General features: G+C 51.7%; 15 protein-coding genes. 5 read left to right on the forward strand and 10 right to left on the reverse strand.

The genetic code is table 11. The annotated features are described in order from the left end of the window. Window positions 1-165 precede the first annotated feature (165 nt). Window positions 166-1,473: a UDP-N-acetylglucosamine 1-carboxyvinyltransferase gene (gene murA, locus JUB14_RS26165; protein WP_207509831.1), complete on the forward strand. Its 1,308-nt coding sequence runs from the start codon at window positions 166-168 to the stop codon at window positions 1,471-1,473. A 51-nt stretch (window positions 1,474-1,524) separates the two neighbouring features. Here the strand turns inward: murA and JUB14_RS26170 are convergent, their stop codons facing one another. Both JUB14_RS26170 and JUB14_RS26175 read right to left on the reverse strand, forming a co-directional pair. Next, complete coding sequence (locus JUB14_RS26170) at window positions 1,525-3,153, reverse strand: capsule assembly Wzi family protein (protein WP_207509832.1); 1,629 nt, start codon at window positions 3,151-3,153, stop codon at window positions 1,525-1,527. Between the two features lie 88 nt (window positions 3,154-3,241). Continuing rightward, complete coding sequence (locus JUB14_RS26175) at window positions 3,242-3,985, reverse strand: class I SAM-dependent methyltransferase (RefSeq protein WP_207509833.1); 744 nt, start codon at window positions 3,983-3,985, stop codon at window positions 3,242-3,244. Between the two features lie 96 nt (window positions 3,986-4,081). Between JUB14_RS26175 and JUB14_RS26180 the strand changes: the two genes are divergently transcribed. Then, on the forward strand, window positions 4,082-4,816 hold the full coding sequence (locus tag JUB14_RS26180) for a DUF3267 domain-containing protein (protein ID WP_207509834.1): 735 nt from the start codon (window positions 4,082-4,084) through the stop codon (window positions 4,814-4,816). Between the two features lie 4 nt (window positions 4,817-4,820). Here JUB14_RS26180 and JUB14_RS26185 read toward each other — a convergent pair whose 3' ends face one another. Together JUB14_RS26185 and JUB14_RS26190 are read right to left on the reverse strand one after the other, a co-directional pair. Beyond that, on the reverse strand, window positions 4,821-5,681 hold the full coding sequence (locus tag JUB14_RS26185) for a 3-keto-disaccharide hydrolase (RefSeq protein ID WP_207509835.1): 861 nt from the start codon (window positions 5,679-5,681) through the stop codon (window positions 4,821-4,823). Window positions 5,682-5,828: 147 nt separating this feature from the next. Continuing rightward, window positions 5,829-7,100, reverse strand: a complete 1,272-nt coding sequence (locus JUB14_RS26190; protein ID WP_207509836.1) for an McrC family protein — start codon at window positions 7,098-7,100, stop codon at window positions 5,829-5,831. Between the two features lie 176 nt (window positions 7,101-7,276). Here JUB14_RS26190 and JUB14_RS26195 point away from each other — a divergent pair, with 176 nt between their 5' ends. From JUB14_RS26195 to JUB14_RS26205, 3 genes are all read left to right on the forward strand, one after another. Further along, window positions 7,277-8,260: a Kelch repeat-containing protein gene (locus JUB14_RS26195; RefSeq protein WP_207509837.1), complete on the forward strand. Its 984-nt coding sequence runs from the start codon at window positions 7,277-7,279 to the stop codon at window positions 8,258-8,260. An 85-nt stretch (window positions 8,261-8,345) separates the two neighbouring features. After that, window positions 8,346-9,977 carry a M1 family metallopeptidase gene (locus JUB14_RS26200; protein WP_207509838.1) on the forward strand — a complete coding sequence of 544 codons (1,632 nt, stop codon included), beginning with the start codon at window positions 8,346-8,348 and terminating at the stop codon, window positions 9,975-9,977. A 204-nt stretch (window positions 9,978-10,181) separates the two neighbouring features. Continuing rightward, window positions 10,182-11,324 (forward strand): S8 family serine peptidase, encoded by a 1,143-nt coding sequence (locus tag JUB14_RS26205; RefSeq protein ID WP_207509839.1) that lies wholly within the window; start codon window positions 10,182-10,184, stop codon window positions 11,322-11,324. 12 nt (window positions 11,325-11,336) lie between these two features. Here the strand turns inward: JUB14_RS26205 and JUB14_RS26210 are convergent, their stop codons facing one another. The 6 genes from JUB14_RS26210 to JUB14_RS26235 form a co-directional block, all read right to left on the reverse strand. After that, a complete protein-coding gene (locus JUB14_RS26210; RefSeq protein WP_207509840.1) occupies window positions 11,337-12,458 on the reverse strand; it encodes a vWA domain-containing protein in 1,122 nt (373 codons plus the stop codon). A gap of 235 nt (window positions 12,459-12,693) precedes the next feature. Beyond that, a complete protein-coding gene (locus tag JUB14_RS26215; protein ID WP_207509841.1) occupies window positions 12,694-13,596 on the reverse strand; it encodes an AAA family ATPase in 903 nt (300 codons plus the stop codon). A gap of 195 nt (window positions 13,597-13,791) precedes the next feature. Continuing rightward, window positions 13,792-14,622 (reverse strand): FAD binding domain-containing protein, encoded by an 831-nt coding sequence (locus JUB14_RS26220; RefSeq protein ID WP_207509842.1) that lies wholly within the window; start codon window positions 14,620-14,622, stop codon window positions 13,792-13,794. A 14-nt stretch (window positions 14,623-14,636) separates the two neighbouring features. Beyond that, the gene (locus JUB14_RS26225; protein ID WP_207509843.1) at window positions 14,637-17,042 is read right to left on the reverse strand and encodes a xanthine dehydrogenase family protein molybdopterin-binding subunit; all 2,406 of its coding nucleotides are present in this window, start codon (window positions 17,040-17,042) and stop codon (window positions 14,637-14,639) included. Next, window positions 17,039-17,587, reverse strand: a complete 549-nt coding sequence (locus JUB14_RS26230) for a (2Fe-2S)-binding protein (protein WP_207509844.1) — start codon at window positions 17,585-17,587, stop codon at window positions 17,039-17,041. Before JUB14_RS26230 ends, JUB14_RS26225 begins: the two co-directional genes overlap by 4 nt. Window positions 17,588-17,639: 52 nt before the next feature. After that, window positions 17,640-18,092, reverse strand: coding sequence for an SRPBCC family protein (locus JUB14_RS26235; RefSeq protein ID WP_207509845.1), 453 nt, complete (start codon window positions 18,090-18,092; stop codon window positions 17,640-17,642). Window positions 18,093-18,337 lie beyond the last annotated feature (245 nt).

Raw genomic sequence — 18,337 nt, forward strand, 5'->3', positions numbered from 1 at the left:
GCTTGGATCTCCTACCCAAAGCCGGTTTCGGATGTTTGAGTATTTAATATACTAATTTAGCATCAAGAGATCTTACAATCAGCAAATGTAAAACCATCTGCTGATTGAGTCGTTATTTTGATAGCCAAGACTTTTACGGCATTTTCCAAGACTTTTCAATTACTTATGGCTTCATTCAAAATTGCAGGTGACTGCCGCCTTAAAGGAGAACTGATACCCCAGGGAGCTAAAAATGAGGCTCTGCAGATCCTATGCGCAGTACTACTCACCAAGGAACCCGTTACAATTCATAATATACCTAATATCCGTGATGTAAATCAGCTGATCGACCTGCTGGCCGACCTGGGCGTTCGTCAAAATCGCCTGAGCGACTCATCGATCCGGTTCGAAGCCAGTGATGTACACGTGGAGCATCTGGAGTCTGACTCGTATCGTCAGAAAGGATCAGCGCTTCGTGGTTCGGTGATGCTGCTGGGACCGATGCTGGCCCGCTTCCGTAAGGGGCGTATTCCTCGCCCGGGCGGAGACAAAATCGGTCGCCGTCGCATGGATACCCACTTTATAGGTTTCGAAAAGCTAGGAGCCAAGTTTTCCTTTTCAAGCGATGACGATGGCTTCTACAAGGTAGATGCAACCAACCTTAAAGGAGCATATATATTGCTGGATGAAGCTTCGGTAACGGGTACTGCCAATGTACTGATGGCCGCAGTTATGGCCGAAGGTACTACTACCATTTATAACGCGGCCTGCGAGCCTTATCTGCAGCAGTTGTGCCGGATGCTGAATCGCATGGGAGCCAAAATCTCCGGCGTAGGCTCCAACCTGCTGACCATTGAGGGTGTATCCGAGCTGCACGGTACTGAGCATACCATGCTTCCCGATATGATTGAGATTGGTAGCTTCATTGGTCTGGCGGCTATGACTCAGTCGGAGATCACCATCAAGAACTGCCAGATCCCGATGCTTGGTATCATGCCTGACATATTCAAAAGGCTGGGTATTCAGATGGAGTTCCGTGAAGATGATATATTCATACCCGCTCAGGAGCGCTACCGCATTGAGACCTTCCTGGATGGCTCTTCCATGACCGTTGCCGATGCTCCCTGGCCGGGCTTTACGCCTGACCTGCTCAGCATAGTACTGGTGACGGCCGTGCAGGCAGAGGGAACGGTACTGATTCATCAGAAGATGTTCGAGAGCCGCCTGTTCTTTGTAGATAAGCTGATCGAGATGGGAGCACAGATTGTACTATGTGATCCGCACCGCGCTATTGTGGTAGGTCTGAACCGGACTACGCAACTACGGGGCATCCGTATGACTTCGCCCGATATCCGGGCTGGGGTGGCCCTGCTGATTGCTGCCATGTCAGCCAAAGGCGTAAGTATTATTGATAATATCGAGCAGATCGACCGTGGTTATCAAAACATCGATACGCGTCTCAATGCGATTGGTGCCGAGATAGTTCGCTTATAATATATGGACTTAGAAACAGAGGCGAGCTCCCTAAGAGCTCGCCTCTGTTCTTTAAAAGGGAAGTCGGTGAAGAATATCCGGTGCTGGCCGGGTACTCCATCCCGTAGTCCTGAGCCCCAGGTACATTCCCACTGCTTTTGGATACAGATCGCCACGGTCATAAGCTACCTGGCCAATTAGCCGCGTATTGCCCCAGGAAAAGGCAGGCAGCTCAAAGCCTACAAGTGATGAAAGCTGACGTACCTCCGGATTGAATGCTATGTTATGATTACCGAAGTTCTGGCTGTACGATACTTTAGCCCGGACCAGAACCCGGCTAGCCACCAGTGCTTCGACACCCATATGATAGGCAACGACGCTATTATTTGGGAAGAACTCACCGGCGCCTCCTACATCTTCCCGGATCTCGGCCCGTGGGGTTATGAAGGGAGTACCTAATCCACGTCCAAAATACGACCATCCTTCCCGGTATTGTCCGTGGTTAAAGTAGTTGTCGTTGCCCATAAAGCGCGAAGTGGGCACTACAAACGTTTCTCCCGACTGGCTTTTGGAATAAAACCACTCAAGTAGCGCCCCCCTTAGTAGCACAAGAGGTTTATAATCAGGATGCATTTTGGGTTTCCAGCTTAGACCGTATAATCCATCCGGGAAGTTCCTGAATACTAGGCCCGAAGCATCCTCAAATGGGTGCTGATGGTACAGCAGCAAAGTACCTTCCGAAAAACGGTAGTCCATAGCCAGATCGTAGTGGCCTACATGGTTACCTACCCGGTTTGTTCCATCAAATACGGTGTATCGGTCATTTTTGGATTGCTTAGGCAGCTTACCCAAAAGTATTCCCCAAATAAAATCCTGGAACGAACGGGTCAGTTTACCATTGACAGCTACGGGGCTATTGAGCAGGTACTCGGCTTCTCCTCCCCAGGTAGCATGGTGATTCAAGCCTGCGAATAAATGAAAGCGCCCCTTGGCCGGCCCGAAGCGTGCAGCAATATTTTTTTGATGTAGCAGCACCTTCTGAATGTATGGCGTATTAAACCATCCGTGCGAGAAGGTACCTTTGATACCAACGTAATCGTGGAGAAAAGGCAGGGATACGTAGTCGGCAATTCGAATCTGTACTTTGGGTATGGGTAAGGCGTTACCGGCCCATGAGTAGGAACCAGAAGTAAGCGTGGTATCCATTACGCCAAATACTTCACGGCGGCGTCCGGCTATTAACTCTAGAAACTTCCAGCCAACTTTGGCATAGGCTTCGGGAAGAAGTGCTTGTGGATCAGCCCCTGCATTCAATACCCCTTCAACGCCTGCTCCCCAGCTAAACGAGCGTGAACCAGTCCGGGTACTATCCTTTATGTCGAACCTAGAGTCGTAGTGAAGGCCCAAAAGTGCCGAGGCCGTAGGGGTAGATGTAGGCGTACGGCCCCACTGATTGGCTTTCAGCCAGAAAGGCGTTGCAGCATCCGTCGATACGTAGCCGCCTGCTTGTCCGTAGGTGTACAGACCAGCGGGTTGTACAGGCTGAGCAGTCGCATAGGCTTGTAATAATAGAATCAATGCCCCGGAAGCAGCCCAGCGAAAAGTATTTCGGGTTGCGTTTGAAAGCCAATGGCGGTAGGTAAGAAGGAATAAATGAGTGGGAGTGGGGCGGAAGTAGATGAGAGTGTACAGGTATGCCATAGGCCTAAGCGGTTCAGGGTTAAGAGGTATCGTTCAGGAAATGACAGAGGAGGCGCAATATGTAATAAGCAATAAAAGGGCGTTTTGTTTAGATATCTTTCAGGATACCTACACGCAGAAGAAGGGGAAACTCAACTTTTTGGACTCCTTCTCCCCAAAAAGCGACCAGTGTCGCCTCTAAACCGACTACTGGGTCGTACTGGTTAACTTGCTGAAAATGACGTACGGCAGACCAGGTCCGCAGATAATTAGTAAAGGTGGAGAGTGACCAGTCATACTGTATCAGATACGATCCCGATATAACAATTTCTTTATATGGAAAAGGAATAGTTTTATACTCTTCGTCCAGATAGCGGCGCTCGGGATCCCAGTAAGAGCCTACGACATGGGTGTAAAAATTATCGATGATCGGGTTTATCTTAGTCGAAATGCGACACAGACCGTACCCTATAACCGCCAGGACTCCCTCCGGGCGAAGTACACGATTAACTTCTCGATAAAATTTTTCAAAATCAAACCAGTGGATGGCCTGCGCGACAGTAATCAGATCAAAGGCCGCGTCAGGAGCTGAAGTATGCTCTGCTGGCTCTATGAGATAAGTGATATTGCTCCTCTGCGGTGCTTCTGCCAGTTGCTTTTGGCTAATATCAGTGGCTATGACCCAGTCAAAATAGTCTGACAGGAGTATGGCTAGTTGTCCATTTCCCGTGCCACAGTCCCAAGCTGCCTGTCGGGCCGGAGCCAGTGATGCAAGCTTCTCCACGAGAGCCGCCGGATAGGTAGGTCTGTACTGTGCATAACGTGTGGCCTGTTCTGAAAAATTATCCTTCATGAGGCACATTTATTAGTGTGTGATTATGAAAGATAAATAATTTTTGTACATCTTGTTGCAACTCTCCTCCTTAACTAAATAATGTCATCTAGAAAGATGAGCAAACCCTCCGTCCAGGATCTGTACGAGTCGGATCAGTACCGGCTTGTTGAGTCTTTTTCGATTGATGAAATGGCTGAGTTCTTAGCCCGTGAGGCTAAAACCAGCAAGCTTAGCCATTCTCAGGCGCGTACGCTGAAGGCCTCCGGGCTGGTGTTGATTCTTGTAGCCTCTATTGGTACAGGGGGAGTGATCGGATGGCTGGTAGGGACTATACTGAAAGCAGAAGGAAATGGATTTATTGTATCCCCTTTATTTCAGGTAGCACTTGCTTTTGTGACGTTCTTTTTTGTCGCGTTGCCGGTACACGAAGGCATCCATGCTCTGGTATTCAAGTACCTGGGAGCCGAAAAAGTAGGCTTTGGCTACTCCCTGAAAAGCCTGATGGTGTATTCCTATGCGCAACGCTTTGTCATGACGCTCCGTGAGAATGCCCTGGTGGCCGCTATGCCGTTTGTAGTAATTTCTCTGCTGCTCGTAATCTTAATAGCCGCTGTACCCGGTCTGCGGTTGCTCTGGTTCTTACTCCTTATTCTGCACTCGCTGGGCTGTCTGGGCGATTTTATGCTGATCAAGTACACTTACCGCAACCAGGGGCGCATCATGTACACCTACGACGATCTGGATGAAAAGCGGACGTACTTTTTTGAAGAAATCCCTGCCGAACCTACCCGGAAGGTAGTCAGCAGGGATAAAGACAAAGGGGCTGTATCGCTTCAGAAACAAGCGTAATGCTCTACTTCTTCTTGCCGTAGGTACAAAGTGTATTATCAGCTTTTACGTAGTACGACTTAAAGTTGGTAGCCTTAGGATCCATACAGCCTTTCAGATCCAGAATCTCTACTTTTCTAAACTCTACCGGATGGCTTTCGCTTTGCAGTGAGATAGAGCCTTCGGCCAGTAGTTTGCCATCAACCTTGAACTGTGGGTCAAATCCGCTTACTACGCCGCCACCAATCTGGGGTTTCTGGTATTCGAGTACCTGCTCTCCGTTGATATAGTGCCTGATCAGCGAATCACCCAGGACCAGTACTTCGGCCCGTACCCACTGGTCACCGTTGTAGGTTTTGGAGGTAGAGTTGATACAGTGGCGGGTGTCCAGCTTGCCTTCATACACTACGTGCGTACCGGGCGTACATAGGTTACAGGTAGTACGCTCGCCTTTGTCCAGGCCACCCAATAGCTGTACTTCAATGGATATCGGGAAATCCTGATCTTTGCCCATGGTAGCAGCGGGTTGTCCGTGTACCATGATACCGCTGTTGCGCTTCGCCCAGCCTTCGCCCCCCTTGGGCTGCTCACCCACAAATCTATACTCAACTGCTACCCGATAATACGAGAAGGGCTTTTTGTAGAAGATATGTCCGTACTGGAACTTGAAGTCATCATACTGGTCATAGCGAACTACCATCTTACCATCCTCCACCCGGAAGGTATTGCCATAATTTTCGTTGAGTTCGTGGCCACGGATCTTGATGTCCCAGCCACTCAGATCTTTGCCGTTGAATAATTGCTGCCACTCTTCTTTACTCTGTTTCTTCTGGGCTGTTGCTGCGAGAGTGATAAAGCTCAACAGGATACTGAACGCTAATTTCATAAGCAGGTATAGGTATAGTAATTTTTTGAATAGGCAAAGATGGCCGATATTTTAAAGGTAGAGAAGGATAAAGTCGAAATTAACCACGGGTCCGAGTGAAAAGGCGCGGGAGCTGCCCGCTTGCATACCTGCTTTACAGGCTACTAGTTAGCTGGCTGCTATGACCTTCCAAAGTTGATTAACCATCTCAGACGGTGCTATGGACAAGTCAACAGGTATCAGGTACAGCGGTAGTTGGGCGTCGTAATAGAAAGGAGCGGGAGCTTCCTGAAAAGCGGCGGTACGTGGATAAAGCAGCACCAGCCTGACCTGCGTAGCCTCGCTCTGATACCGCTGGCCATAGGCGTATAGCTGATACAGATCCCCCTGATCCACACCGTGGTGACGGGTTGAGGATAGCTGCTTCCACTTAGTATCCAGTACCCATACTGTATTGCCCCACCGTATGACCACATCCGGTTTTAACTTAAACTGAGGATTACCGCCCGGATCACTAAGCAGGTAGTGCAGTGCTTCCTGTGTCTGCACCATATAGTCTGTAGGCAGGTGCCGCTGCAGAGCCGCCGCTACGTACATCTCAAACAGGCGGGACGTCGGAAAAAGCATGCCGGGTAAATGGCTGTCTCCCGCCGAAGCACCCGGTGCCTGACCTCCTAATAGCCACTGTACCCAGGGCCACAGCCAGGCATAGGTAGCAAACGAGCGGTTGGTTTTCTGAGCCAGTGCCAGGTCGGCCTGCCAGTCTGTGGAGGCAGGGATATCATCCATCGCAAATAGGTACTGACGTACCCGGTTCGCCCATACACCTTGCTGGATCTGCCGCAGGCAGGCTTTGAGCAGGCGGTTGGGTGCATTGTTACGCGTGCGCTCATCGTATACGACTGGTAGTCGCTCGGGGTGAAGGGCCTGCCGGTGCGGTTGCCGATGGAGCTGTACCCTGCCCTTCACAAATTGTTGTTCACGCTCCACCGAGATATAGTCCGTGCGCAACCCTTGGTGCAAGAGTTTTTCAGCTTGCTGCACGAAGAGTGTCAACAGTATCTCGGGTAGCGACAGGGAAGTGGTCTGATGGAGATGCGCCTCCGGCAGGAGCCGAAAGGGTAGTTGGGGGACCGCCCGGAGCATACGTAGCAGCGAAGCCCGCGCCTGTACCACCTGATTGGTAGTAGCGGTATCCGGCGTGATCTTAGGCAATACTTCAATGGAAGTAGTATTAGCCTGTAGGAGCCCTACCCACTGGCCCACCCGCAGGTACTCCCTTCCCCGCTGCGCAAAGTACCGTAGCACCGGCTCCGCATCTTCCTGCAAGGCATAGGCTTTGAGGAAGTTGAAGTCGGCTTCGGGCAGATAGATATCTGCTTCGCTGCCCGGATCTTTAAGCTTGCCAATCAGGCTGTTTTCGGTGATGACGTAGGTCAAGTGGGTACTTATTACTTTATTGGTAACGTATGTGTATCAGAGGAGCGGGTACTTGCTTTCTGCTCTTTGCTGATACAAATTTGCATAGGATATATTATAAACGGCAGATTCCTGCTTTATTACTAGTACAATAGTGCTATTCACCTATATACGCTATGTAAAACACTCATAAACCTATGAAAACACTACATACCCTTTCCTTTATAGCTCTTGGCATGCTGGCTACGGCGGGCTCTGTACTAGCCCAGGAGTGGAAGGCCGCCGAACCGCAAAGCCTACCCGAAAAAAGACACGAAAATTCTATGACCGCCGCCAACGGGAAGCTGTATCTGTTAGGTGGCCGGGGGATGCGGCCGGTGGATGTCTATGATCCGAAGAAAGACACCTGGACCAGTAAGAGCCAGACACCGATGGAGATGCACCACTTCCAGGCGGTGTCGCACGGGAGAGAGGTATATGTACTGGGAGCCTTTACCGGAGGGTACCCACACGAAACTCCCATCCCTAATATTTACATTTATAACCCTGAAAAGGACGAATGGCGCAAGGGACCTGAGATACCCGAAGCACGTCGGCGGGGAGCAGCGGGTGCCTTCGTCCATAACGACAAAATCTACCTTATCAATGGTATTCAGGATGGGCACTGGGACGGCCACGTAGCCTGGTTTGATGAGTATGATCCCAAGACTCAGACCTGGCGGCAACTTCCCGATGCGCCGCGTCCCCGCGACCACGTATCAGTGGCCGTACTGGACAACAAGCTCTACGTAGCCGGCGGACGCCTGTCTACCGCCAAGATCAATCAGGTACTGAACCGGACTATTCCGGAAGTAGATGTGTATGATTTCAAAACCAACAAATGGACTACCCTCGATGCCTCACAAAACCTGCCTACGCTGCGTGCAGGAAATACGACGGTAGCTTTTGGACCTCGCATATTAGTGATGGGTGGCGAAAGCGATACGCAGGTACCGGCCCATAGCGAGGTAGAAGGCTACAACCCTAAAACCAAGCGCTGGGAGCGGCTGCCTTCCCTGCACCAGGGACGTCATGGTACAGGAGCCGCGGTACTCAACGGCAAAGTGTACATCGTAGCAGGCTCGGCCAACCGAGGTGGTGGGCCCGAGCTTAACTCCATGGAGGTGCTCGAGAAGAAGTAGTATTCTGGTATTTTCTCTATATTGGAAGCGGACTAAATTTTGGTCCGCTTTCTGCGTTTTTACTCTATAGCCTGAATAACGTACCATGCTGAAAAAATACATCCTTTCTGCCTTCCTCTTCCTGCCCCTGCTTACTTCTGCCCAGCAGCGGCCCCAGTTTACCCGTCAGGATACATTACGTGGCTCCATCACTCCCGAGAGGAGCTGGTGGGACCTTACTTACTACCACCTGGACGTACGGGCCATGCCTTCAGATAGCAGTCTGCGCGGAAGTACTACCATTCACTACAAAGTACTAAAGCCTTACCAAACCATGCAGGTAGACCTGCAGCCGCCCCTGCGCGTGGATAAGGTAGTACAGGGAGGCGAGGAGCTGGCATTTCGTCGGGAGGGGAACGCGTATTTCGTATCCCTGAAAAAAGCGCAGAAGGAAGGGCAGCAGGAGTCAGTCGAGGTATTTTATTCAGGAAAGCCCAAGGTAGCTACCCGGCCACCCTGGGAGGGAGGCGTACAGTGGGAGCGCGACAGCCAGGGACAGCCCTTCGTAGCTACGTCCTGTCAGGGTCTTGGAGCCAGCGTCTGGTGGCCCTGCAAAGACCACATGTATGACGAACCCGACAGCATGCTCATCAGCATTACCACGCCCAAGGATTTGATGGATGTATCTAATGGCCGTTTGCGAAAGACTACCGAAAACAGCGACGGTACCCGCACCTTCCACTGGTACGTAGATAACCCGATCAACAACTACGGGGTCAACATGAACATCGGGAACTACGTGACCTGGAATGAAAGCTACCAAGGCGAAAAAGGGAAGCTGGACCTGAGCTACTACGTACTACCCGAGGATCTTACCAAAGCCAAGGAGCAGTTTAAGCAGGTACCGCTGATGTTGAAAGCTTTCGAGCACTGGTTTGGACCGTACCCGTTCTACGAGGATGGCTATAAGCTGGTGCAGGTACCTTACCTGGGTATGGAGCACCAGAGTTCAGTTACGTATGGCAACGGTTTTCAGAATGGCTACCTGGGTAAAGACCTGTCAGGTACGGGATGGGGGCTGAAATGGGACTTCATCATTATCCATGAAAGCGGGCACGAGTGGTTTGCCAATAACATTACCTACAACGATGTGGCCGATATGTGGGTACACGAGAGCTTCACCAACTACTCCGAAAACCTCTTTACGGAGTACTACTACGGCAAGGAAGCTGGCTCCGATTACGTAACAGGTACCCGCCGGTTGATTCAGAATAAAGCTCCTATTGTAGGTATTCACGGGGTCAACCACGAGGGCTCGGGTGATATGTACTACAAGGGCGGCAACATGCTGCACACCATCCGACAAATCGTTAATGATGATACTAAATGGCGTCAGATCCTGCGCGGCCTGAACAAGACCTACTACCATAAAACAGTCGATGGCTCCCAAATTGAGAACTACCTCAGCAAGCAGTCAGGCAAGGACCTGAGCAAGGTATTCGACCAGTACCTGCGCGACATCCGGATTCCGACATTGGAGTACACCTTTGAAGGAAATAATCTTCGCTACCGCTGGACCAACGCCATCGAAGGCTTTGATATGCCAGTAAAAGTGGCTTTGGATGGAGGCAAATATGAATTTATTTCACCCACAACCTCCTGGAAAACGATGAAGGCCAAAGGTGCTAAATCACTAACGGTGGATCGGAACTTCTATGTAGGGGCCAAGGGAGTATAGGGAAGAATATAGCAAAGAATCTTTTTAGAAACGCAGGGGTTATAGCAGTCGGTCAGTAGGCTATAACACCTGCGTTTTTTCTTCATTTGCAGAAATTAAAATAGATCCCCTAACCTACTCGTTACTATACACATCTACAACAATAAACCTACTCTATGCCCCTTTCTCTACGCTAATTTCTCTAAAATAATATCCCCTCAAAGAATGATTGTGAGCCTGGCAAAGTGGTGGAGCGTGGTAAGCCTGCTCCTGTTTATCGTATCCTGTGAACAAAAAGAAGTTGGACCTGCCGAGGATTGTCTAGTACAGGCGGCCGCCGGTAATGGTGAAATTATTGAAGGTACGTATATCGTAACCTTGAAGCCCGGTACGGCAGGCGGAGCTTCTAATGCACGCATGGCGGCTGGTCGGATTGGGGTGGAAGAGAGTAGCATTGAGCGGTATATTGAGGGGGATCAGTTGGCTCTGGTGGCGCATCTTACCCAAGCGGAGGCAAACGAAATAAGTACTGACCCTGCCGTAGAGCAGGTGGAGCCGGACCGGCGGATTTCGCTTTGTTCCTGCATTACTGTACTGGCTCCCCGCCTTACTACCTGGAATATCGTCAAGACCGGCTACGGTGGCCTCAACAACGAAACCCGAACTGCCTGGGTGGTAGATACCGGCATTGACCTAGATCATCCCGACCTGAATGTAGATGCTACCCGTGCCCGCTCTTTTGTGGAGGGACAAACCTCCGCGGATGATCTAAACGGGCATGGTACTCATGTGGCAGGTATTATCGGCGCTAAAAACAATAATGTGGGTATGCTGGGGGTAGCACCCGGCGCTAAGGTAGTACCCATCAAGATCCTGGATAAGGAAGGAGAGGGAACCCTTTCGGGGCTAGTTGCAGCTCTATCCTATATCAGCCAGAGTGCGAAGGCGGGTGATGTGGTGAATATTAGTTTGGGCGGAGAGTTCAGCTCCTACCGCCTGGATCAGGAGATACGTGCCGCCGCCGATAAGGGTATTCTGTTTGCCATTGCGGCCGGTAATAAAGGCATTAATGTAGATGGCTATTCGCCTGCTCGCGTTAATCACCAGAATGTTGTAACGGTATCGGCCATAGACAGTACAGAGACCTTCGCCAGCTTCTCTAACTTCGGTACGGCGGTAGATGTAAGTGCCTTCGGTGTCAGAATTCCTTCTACCTATGCCAACGGGCGCTATGCCATTGCCAGTGGTACCTCTATGGCTGCTCCGCACGTGGCAGGGCTTATGCTCATTCGAGGACGGAATATCCCTTTGCGGGGCACTGCTAAAAATGACCCGGACGGAAAGCCTGACCCCATAGCCCGTCAGTAGGAGCGAGCTTACTTAAAGCCACTTACCAAGTGCTTTCAGGCTCTCTATGTTATGAGCAGAGGCAAATACATCGACGTATGGAAGAACTGCCTGCATGGCTGCTGTACGGGGTTGATAGGTAGGATTACCAGCTAATGGATTCAGCCAGATCACCTTGCAGGACTTCTGCTGGATGCGCTGCATGGCCTCGGCCAGTACATTCGGATCGCCTGTGTCCCAGCCGTCGCTCAGGATAATGACCAGCGTCTCTCTATTAAGCAAACGCCCGTAGTCGTTGGCGAACGTCCATAGGCTAGGCCCGATGCGGGTCCCGCCCGACCAGCCGGCCGTATGCTCCGACAATTCCCGCAGGGCCTCCTGAAAACTCTGCTGCTTGAGGTCCGCCGTGACGTGGTGAAGCTGGGTACTGAAGACAAAGGTTTCGATCCGTCGAAATACCGACTGGAAGGCGTACAGAAACTGGATCAGGAAGGTGCTGTACAGGTCCATGGACTTACTCACATCGGCCAGTACCACCAGCCGTACCCGGTTTCGACGCGGACGTTTGTACACTAATTCTACCAGTTCGCCTCCCCGGCGCAGGTTACGACGCAGAGTATTCTTCAAGTCAAATTCTTGTGCAGAATGCGATTTCTCCCGGCGGCGGTTCAGCTTACGGGCCAGTGCCTGCGATACTTCCTGTATAATTCTGACAAGCTCCGCCAACTGGTCGGCGGGTACCAGCGAAAAGTCTTTCTGGCTAAGTGTTTCGGTAATGGAGTGGCTGGCCGTTTCTGTTTCTTCGTTGTTCTTTTGACCGTTCAGCCAGCTTTTCAGGGCATCGAAGGAAGGCTGCTGAGTACCATTCTGCTTTCCGTTCTTCTTCCGGCTGTCTTTGGTTTTGCTATCCACCGCTTTCTCCAGTTCCTTCCAGTACTGATCAAACAGCTCCGGAAACTGCTGAACTTGCTGTGCATTATGTGTAAGTGCTACCTGTAAGGCCAGCGCAAAGCGGGAACGATCGTCGGGCGTAACCAGCGACATGGCCCGTAGAGCCGTAGCCTCTTCCTCCGATCCAATCCTGAAATCATGTGAGCGAAGGAATCTACAAAAGTCAACTACGTTACTGGTCAGGTCGGTACGGCGGTTGATCATAGGCTTTTATTTGCTGTAGGCTTTATGCTATAAGCATTTTATTTGGTGCTAACCCTGATTTGTAATCAGGGTTGGATCTACTAGCGTTTTTAACGCGAAATTAGCCAATGCTATTTTATAACCGTCGCTGCTCATACGCGTTATAAACGCTATTTGAGTATGCACTGATTGCAAATCAGTGCAAGCATACGCCGAACGAAGTAAACCAATTGCATAAAGCATACGGCTCTAAGTTTTATAAGTTATCAAATTTTGAAACCACGCCCGTCTTTTCGTACAGTTCACTAAGCGATAGCTGGGCGGTGCGGGTATCCTTCCAGTCTTTCAGCACTACACCCAGTGTTTGCTCGACAATGTCTTTGGGTAAATGATCAAAATGGAGGATGGATAGCGCCCGGGCCCAGTCGATGGTTTCGGCGATACCGGGTGTTTTTTCCAGCCGTAGCTTACGCAGCTCCTGCATAAAGCGGCAGATCTGTTCCGCCAGTTGTTCATTGATTTGTGGTACTTTACCTCGCACAATGGCCAGCTCCTTTTCATAATCAGGATAATCAATCCAGAGGTAGAGGCAGCGTCGGCGCAGGGCTTCTGATAGCTCCCGGATGCGGTTGCCGGTCACGATCACCTGCGGGATGTGCGTGGCTTTGATGGTACCTACCTCAGGGATAGTAATCTGCCAGTCCGAAAGTACCTCGAGCAGGAAGCTTTCAAACTCCTCATCGGCCCGGTCTACCTCGTCGATGAGCAGTACCGGTTTCTTTGGATAGGTGATGGCTTCTAGAAGGGGACGCTTCATCAGGAACTTCTCCCCGAAGATTTCTTCTTCCAGGTCCTGAGTGGTACCTGTACTTTGTGCTTCCACCATTTTCAGGTGCAGGAGTTGCCGCTGGTAATTCCACTCGTAGAGGGCATGGGTAGCGTCCAGCCCTTCGTAACACTGCAGGCGGATCAGGTCGGTATCCAGCGCTCGCGCCATTACCTTGGCTATTTCGGTTTTGCCTACTCCGGCTGGCCCTTCGATGAGCAGGGGTTTCTGCAGCTGCATGGAGAGGTACACCGCCATGGTTACGCTGGGGTCGGTAATGTAGCCCTGGGACTGGAGGAGATCAGCTATTCTTTCTAATTCCTGATTGTGCATAAATATTAAAAATTAGGTTAACCACAGAGGTACGCAGAGTGATGGCCCAGAGTATCTAAGAGTAAAGTTTTGTGTCCTCTGTACCTACCTCCCTTTGACACTATGATAAAGAAAGTGCCCCAAACTATAAAACCTTGAAGCCGGTCCGAGGGGTGACGGCCCAACTTCAAGGTTTTAATCAAAAGCGAGATAGAGCTATGCCACCGCCTTCAGGGCTCGTTTGCAGTACACGCGGGCCAGGTGCTGACGGTACTCCTCTGTAGCGAAGTGGTCGCTGTTGAGGGATACGCCTTGGGCGGCTTTGGCTGCTGCTGCCTCAATGACATCATCTGTAAGCTGCTGACCCGAGAGAGCTTCCTCCACGCCTGTATCGCGGAAAGGTGCGTCGGATACTCCGGTGAAGGCTACCCGTACGGAGCCATCCGGATGACGTACCACCGAGCAGCCTACAATGGCGAAGCGCGAGGCCGGCTGGGCAAACTTCTGGTAGTTCATACGAGTACCCTCGGCCGGAACAGGAAGGCGAATCTCGGTAATGATCTCGCCTTCTTCCAGAGCCGTTGAGTAGAAGCCAATGAAGAAATCAGCCGCGGCTACCAAGCGCGAGCCATTTTTACCCCGTAGTACAACCTCACCATCGGCCGCAATGACCATAGCGGGCCAGTCGGCCGAGGGGTCGGCGTGGGCCAAACTACCTCCAAGAGTACCTTTATGCCGTACCATAGGATCGCCAATGAGGGCGGCACCTTCGGCAAACATGGGGAGGTGCTGTTTGATCAGATCTGACTTCATGATCTCGTCGTGGGTAGTACCCGCTCCAATCACAATCTCACCGTTTTCTTCGCGTATGCCCTTGAGCGAGGGGATACGGGCAATATCTATCAGTTTGCCGGGAGCGCTCAGCCGAAGCTTCAGCGCTGGTACCAGGCTGTGACCACCGGCCAGGATCTTGGCGTCGTCGTCGAGCAGGTCCAGTGCCTCCTCGACCGACTCGGGCCGGGCGTAATCAAATGCGTAGGGTATCATCTTGAAATGTCGGTTTAGGATTGAGTGATAGTCGAGTTACTGCTCTGCATGGCACGCCAGACCCGCTCCGATGTCAGCGGCATCCGGATGTCTTTAACCTTATGGCCACCGCTCCACAGTGCATTGATGACCGCGTTTACCACCGCTGGCGTAGAACCGATGCAGCCCGCTTCACCGGCTCCCTTCACGCCCAGCGGGTTGTGTGGGCAGGGGGTTACCTGTCGCTCTATTTCAAACATGGGAAGGTCGTCGGCACGAGGCATGGCGTAGTCCATGTAGGAGCCGTTGGTCAGCTGTCCGTTTTCATCATAGATAGCCTCTTCCAGCAGCGCCTGTCCGATACCCTGAGCCAGTCCACCGTGAATCTGGCCGTCCACGATCATCGGATTGATCACGTTTCCAACATCATCCACCGCGATAAAACGCTTCAGTTTGACCTTACCCGTTTCCTTATCCACCTCCACTACCGCTATGTGGCAGCCGAAGGGGTAGGTGAAGTTGGCGGGGTCGTAGAAGCTCGAAAAATCAAGTCCCGGCTCGAGGCCCTGCGGGTACACATGAGGTACGTAGGCCGTAAGCGCCACATCGCCGAAGCTGATAGACTTATCGGTACCTTTTACCGTCCATTTACCTTCAGCATATTCCAGGTCATCCGCCGAACATTCCAGCTTATGGGCGGCTATCTTGGCTCCTTTCTCAAGTACTTTCTCAATGCTCTTGACAATAGCCGAACCTCCCACAGCCAGACTGCGCGAGCCGTACGTACCCATACCAAAGGCTACCGCGTCGGAGTCACCGTGGATAATATCAATGTCCTCCATGGCAATGCCCAGCTTGTCGGCTACTACCTGTGCGAAGGTCGTAACGTGTCCCTGCCCGTGCGAATGGGACCCGGTGTACACGCTCACTTTGCCTGTAGGCTGCACCCGTACCTGCGCCGATTCGTACAGACCAGCGCGGGCACCCAGCGCCCCCACTACCGCCGAAGGCGCAATACCGCAGGCTTCAATGTAGGTAGATAGCCCCACGCCGATGAGCTTGCCGTTCCGGCTGGACTCTTGTTGGAGCCGACGGAATTCTTCGTAGCCCAGCATCTCTACGGCCCGGTCTAGTACGCCGTGGTAGTTTCCCGAATCGTACTGCAGCGCTACCTGCGTCTGGTAGCCAGGTTGCTCTACGCCGTCAAAAGACGGGATGAAATTTTGCTTGCGAAGTTGTATGGGGTCCCGGTCCATTTCCAGCGCTGCCAGGTCAATCAACCTTTCAAGCAGGTAGGTGGCTTCCGGGCGTCCGGCTCCGCGGTAGGCGTCGACAGCTACGGTGTTGGTGAATACGGCAGAGAGTTCTAGGTGAATCTTGGGCGTAGTATATAAGCCCTGCAACAGGGTACCGTGCAGGTAGGTAGGTACCGCCGGCGCAAAAGTCGAGAGATAGGCACCCAGGTTAGCGTAGGTCTTGATGCGAAGGGCTTTGATATTTCCATCGGCATCAAAACCCATTTCAGCTTTGGAAATGTGGTCGCGGCCGTGGGCGTCCAGCATGAAGGCTTCAGAGCGAGTTTCTGTCCACTTAATAGGGCGACGAATCTGTTTGGAAGCCCAGGTTACCAGTGCTTCCTCGGTATAGTGGTAGATCTTGGAGCCAAATCCACCTCCTACGTCCGGCCCTAGTACCCGTACCTTGTGCTCGGGTATACCCAACACAAAGGCGCACATCAGCAGGCGGATCAGGTGGGGGTTTTGGGTAGAGGTATACAGCGTGTACTTGTCGCTGACCTCATCGTAGTGGCCGATGTAGGCCCGGGGCTCAATGGCGTTAGGTACCAGGCGCTGGTTTACAAATTCGAGCGTAGTTACGTGCGCCGACTGCTCAATGGCCTCATTCACCTCATCAATTGGATTTCCGATTTCCCAGTCGAAGGCCAGGTTGCCGGGAGCGTCAGGGTGTACCTGTGGCGCGCCTTCCTCCGTCGCTTTGAGGGCGCTGACTACGGCAGGTAGTTCTTCCCAGTCTACTTCCACGAGTTCAGAAGCATCAAAAGCAGCCTCGCGCGAGTCAGCTATAATTACTGCTACGGGGTCTCCGATGTGCTTCACGGTACTGCCGGTAGGTACCAACAGGGGGTGCGGGGGCTCTTTCATGGTGTCCCCGTTCTTGAAGTTAACCTGCCAGCCCGTAGGTACTCCCACAATACCGGCACTGGCAATGTCGTCGCCGGTAAAGATGGCTACGACACCCGGCATATCCTTAGCGGCGGAGGTATCTATGCTGTTGACACGGGCGTGGGCGTAGGGGCTCCGTACAAACGAAGCATAGGTCATGCCCGGTAGTTTTATATCGTCGGTATAGCGGCCCTTACCGGTAATGAAGCGCTTGTCTTCGAGTCGTTTAACCGACTGACCTATATAGTTAGTGCTCATACTTGTTGTTGCTGGTTGAGGTTCACGGATGCGTAAACTGGGGAGGTACTCACAGGAGCTCCGTCCAGTGCCCTGGCACTGGTTTTCATCTTTTCGGCAGCCCACTGTATCGAGCGGACAATATTATGATAGCCCGTGCAGCGACAGATGTTCCCTTCCAGCGCGTGCCGTATGTCCTCTTCGGTCGGGTCAGGATTATTCTGAAGCAAGTCAGTTGCCGACATGATCATACCCGGCGTACAGAATCCGCACTGCAGACCGTGGCACTCTTTAAAACCTTCCTGCACCGGATGCAGCTGGTCCCCCTTGGCCAGTCCTTCAATGGTGGTAATCTCACAGCCGTCCGCCTGAACGGCCAGTATAGAGCAGGATTTAACAGCCATGCCGTCCATATGGACGGTACAGGCGCCGCAGCTGCTGGTATCGCAGCCGATGTGGGTACCAGTGAGGCCCAGTTTTTCCCGCAGGTAGTACACCAGCAGCTGGCGTGGCTCTACCTCGTGGGTTTGGGCGGTACCGTTTACAGTAACAGATATTTTGGTCATAGTTTATTGGGTAAGGGTGATTAGGTCTAAAATTCAGGAATAGGCGCAGGTACTAAGTCTGCTTCGTCGTCTGCAATTCCTTTTCAAAATTCTCGAAAAACTGCTTCGTGAGAGTATTGGCCACGCCGCTTAGGACGCGGTTGCCGGTACGGGCCAGCAGGCCCGATAGTTTGGCTCCTCCGTCGAAGGTGAGCTGGGTCTGAGCCTGCCCTACGGGAGCTAGGTCGATCCGGATGGTAGCGTCGGCGTTACCAATTTTGCTGCTTTGCTTGACATGGATGACATATCCTTCATTCTCCCGGATATCCGACAGGGTAAGACCGCCCGAGAAAGAACCGCTGACGGGGCCCATCTTGATATCGGCTACAGCCTTGTACTCATTTTCTCCGGTTTTTTCCAGACGTGAGATACCCGGTACAATACGAGCCAGTACATCAGTATCCATGAGCATTTCCCATATCTGTTCCGGTGGGGCATTTAATACGTGCGAACCTTGTAATTCCATAGGTAGGTTAGTTGTTAGTAATTAGCAGTTAGCTATTAGTCTTAGCGGGTGAACGTATATTGTACCAGCAGTTCGTATTGGCACATTTCTAAATCTGTCCCCCGCTATTGTAGGCTAAAAGCTACTGGTTAATCCAAAATTATGGTGGAATAATCTTGTTTTTAAGAACAATTATATCAATCTGCTACACTATCCTATCAGAAAATAGGGGGTATATTACAAGTACCTGACATAGACTCTACGTA

Source organism: Telluribacter humicola (assembly GCF_017355935.1).
GTDB classification, from domain to species: domain Bacteria; phylum Bacteroidota; class Bacteroidia; order Cytophagales; family Spirosomataceae; genus Telluribacter; species Telluribacter humicola.

Coding starts and splice junctions, on each gene's coding strand:
- JUB14_RS26205 (WP_207509839.1), top strand. CDS start 10,182: ATGATTGTGAGCCTGGCAAAGTGGTGGAGCGTGGTAAGCCTGCTCCTG.
- JUB14_RS26215 (WP_207509841.1), bottom strand. CDS start 13,596: ATGCACAATCAGGAATTAGAAAGAATAGCTGATCTCCTCCAGTCCCAG.
- JUB14_RS26180 (WP_207509834.1), top strand. CDS start 4,082: ATGAGCAAACCCTCCGTCCAGGATCTGTACGAGTCGGATCAGTACCGG.
- murA (WP_207509831.1), top strand. CDS start 166: ATGGCTTCATTCAAAATTGCAGGTGACTGCCGCCTTAAAGGAGAACTG.
- JUB14_RS26220 (WP_207509842.1), bottom strand. CDS start 14,622: ATGATACCCTACGCATTTGATTACGCCCGGCCCGAGTCGGTCGAGGAG.
- JUB14_RS26170 (WP_207509832.1), bottom strand. CDS start 3,153: ATGGCATACCTGTACACTCTCATCTACTTCCGCCCCACTCCCACTCAT.
- JUB14_RS26200 (WP_207509838.1), top strand. CDS start 8,346: ATGCTGAAAAAATACATCCTTTCTGCCTTCCTCTTCCTGCCCCTGCTT.
- JUB14_RS26230 (WP_207509844.1), bottom strand. CDS start 17,587: ATGACCAAAATATCTGTTACTGTAAACGGTACCGCCCAAACCCACGAG.
- JUB14_RS26195 (WP_207509837.1), top strand. CDS start 7,277: ATGAAAACACTACATACCCTTTCCTTTATAGCTCTTGGCATGCTGGCT.
- JUB14_RS26235 (WP_207509845.1), bottom strand. CDS start 18,092: ATGGAATTACAAGGTTCGCACGTATTAAATGCCCCACCGGAACAGATA.
- JUB14_RS26185 (WP_207509835.1), bottom strand. CDS start 5,681: ATGAAATTAGCGTTCAGTATCCTGTTGAGCTTTATCACTCTCGCAGCA.
- JUB14_RS26210 (WP_207509840.1), bottom strand. CDS start 12,458: ATGATCAACCGCCGTACCGACCTGACCAGTAACGTAGTTGACTTTTGT.
- JUB14_RS26175 (WP_207509833.1), bottom strand. CDS start 3,985: ATGAAGGATAATTTTTCAGAACAGGCCACACGTTATGCACAGTACAGA.
- JUB14_RS26225 (WP_207509843.1), bottom strand. CDS start 17,042: ATGAGCACTAACTATATAGGTCAGTCGGTTAAACGACTCGAAGACAAG.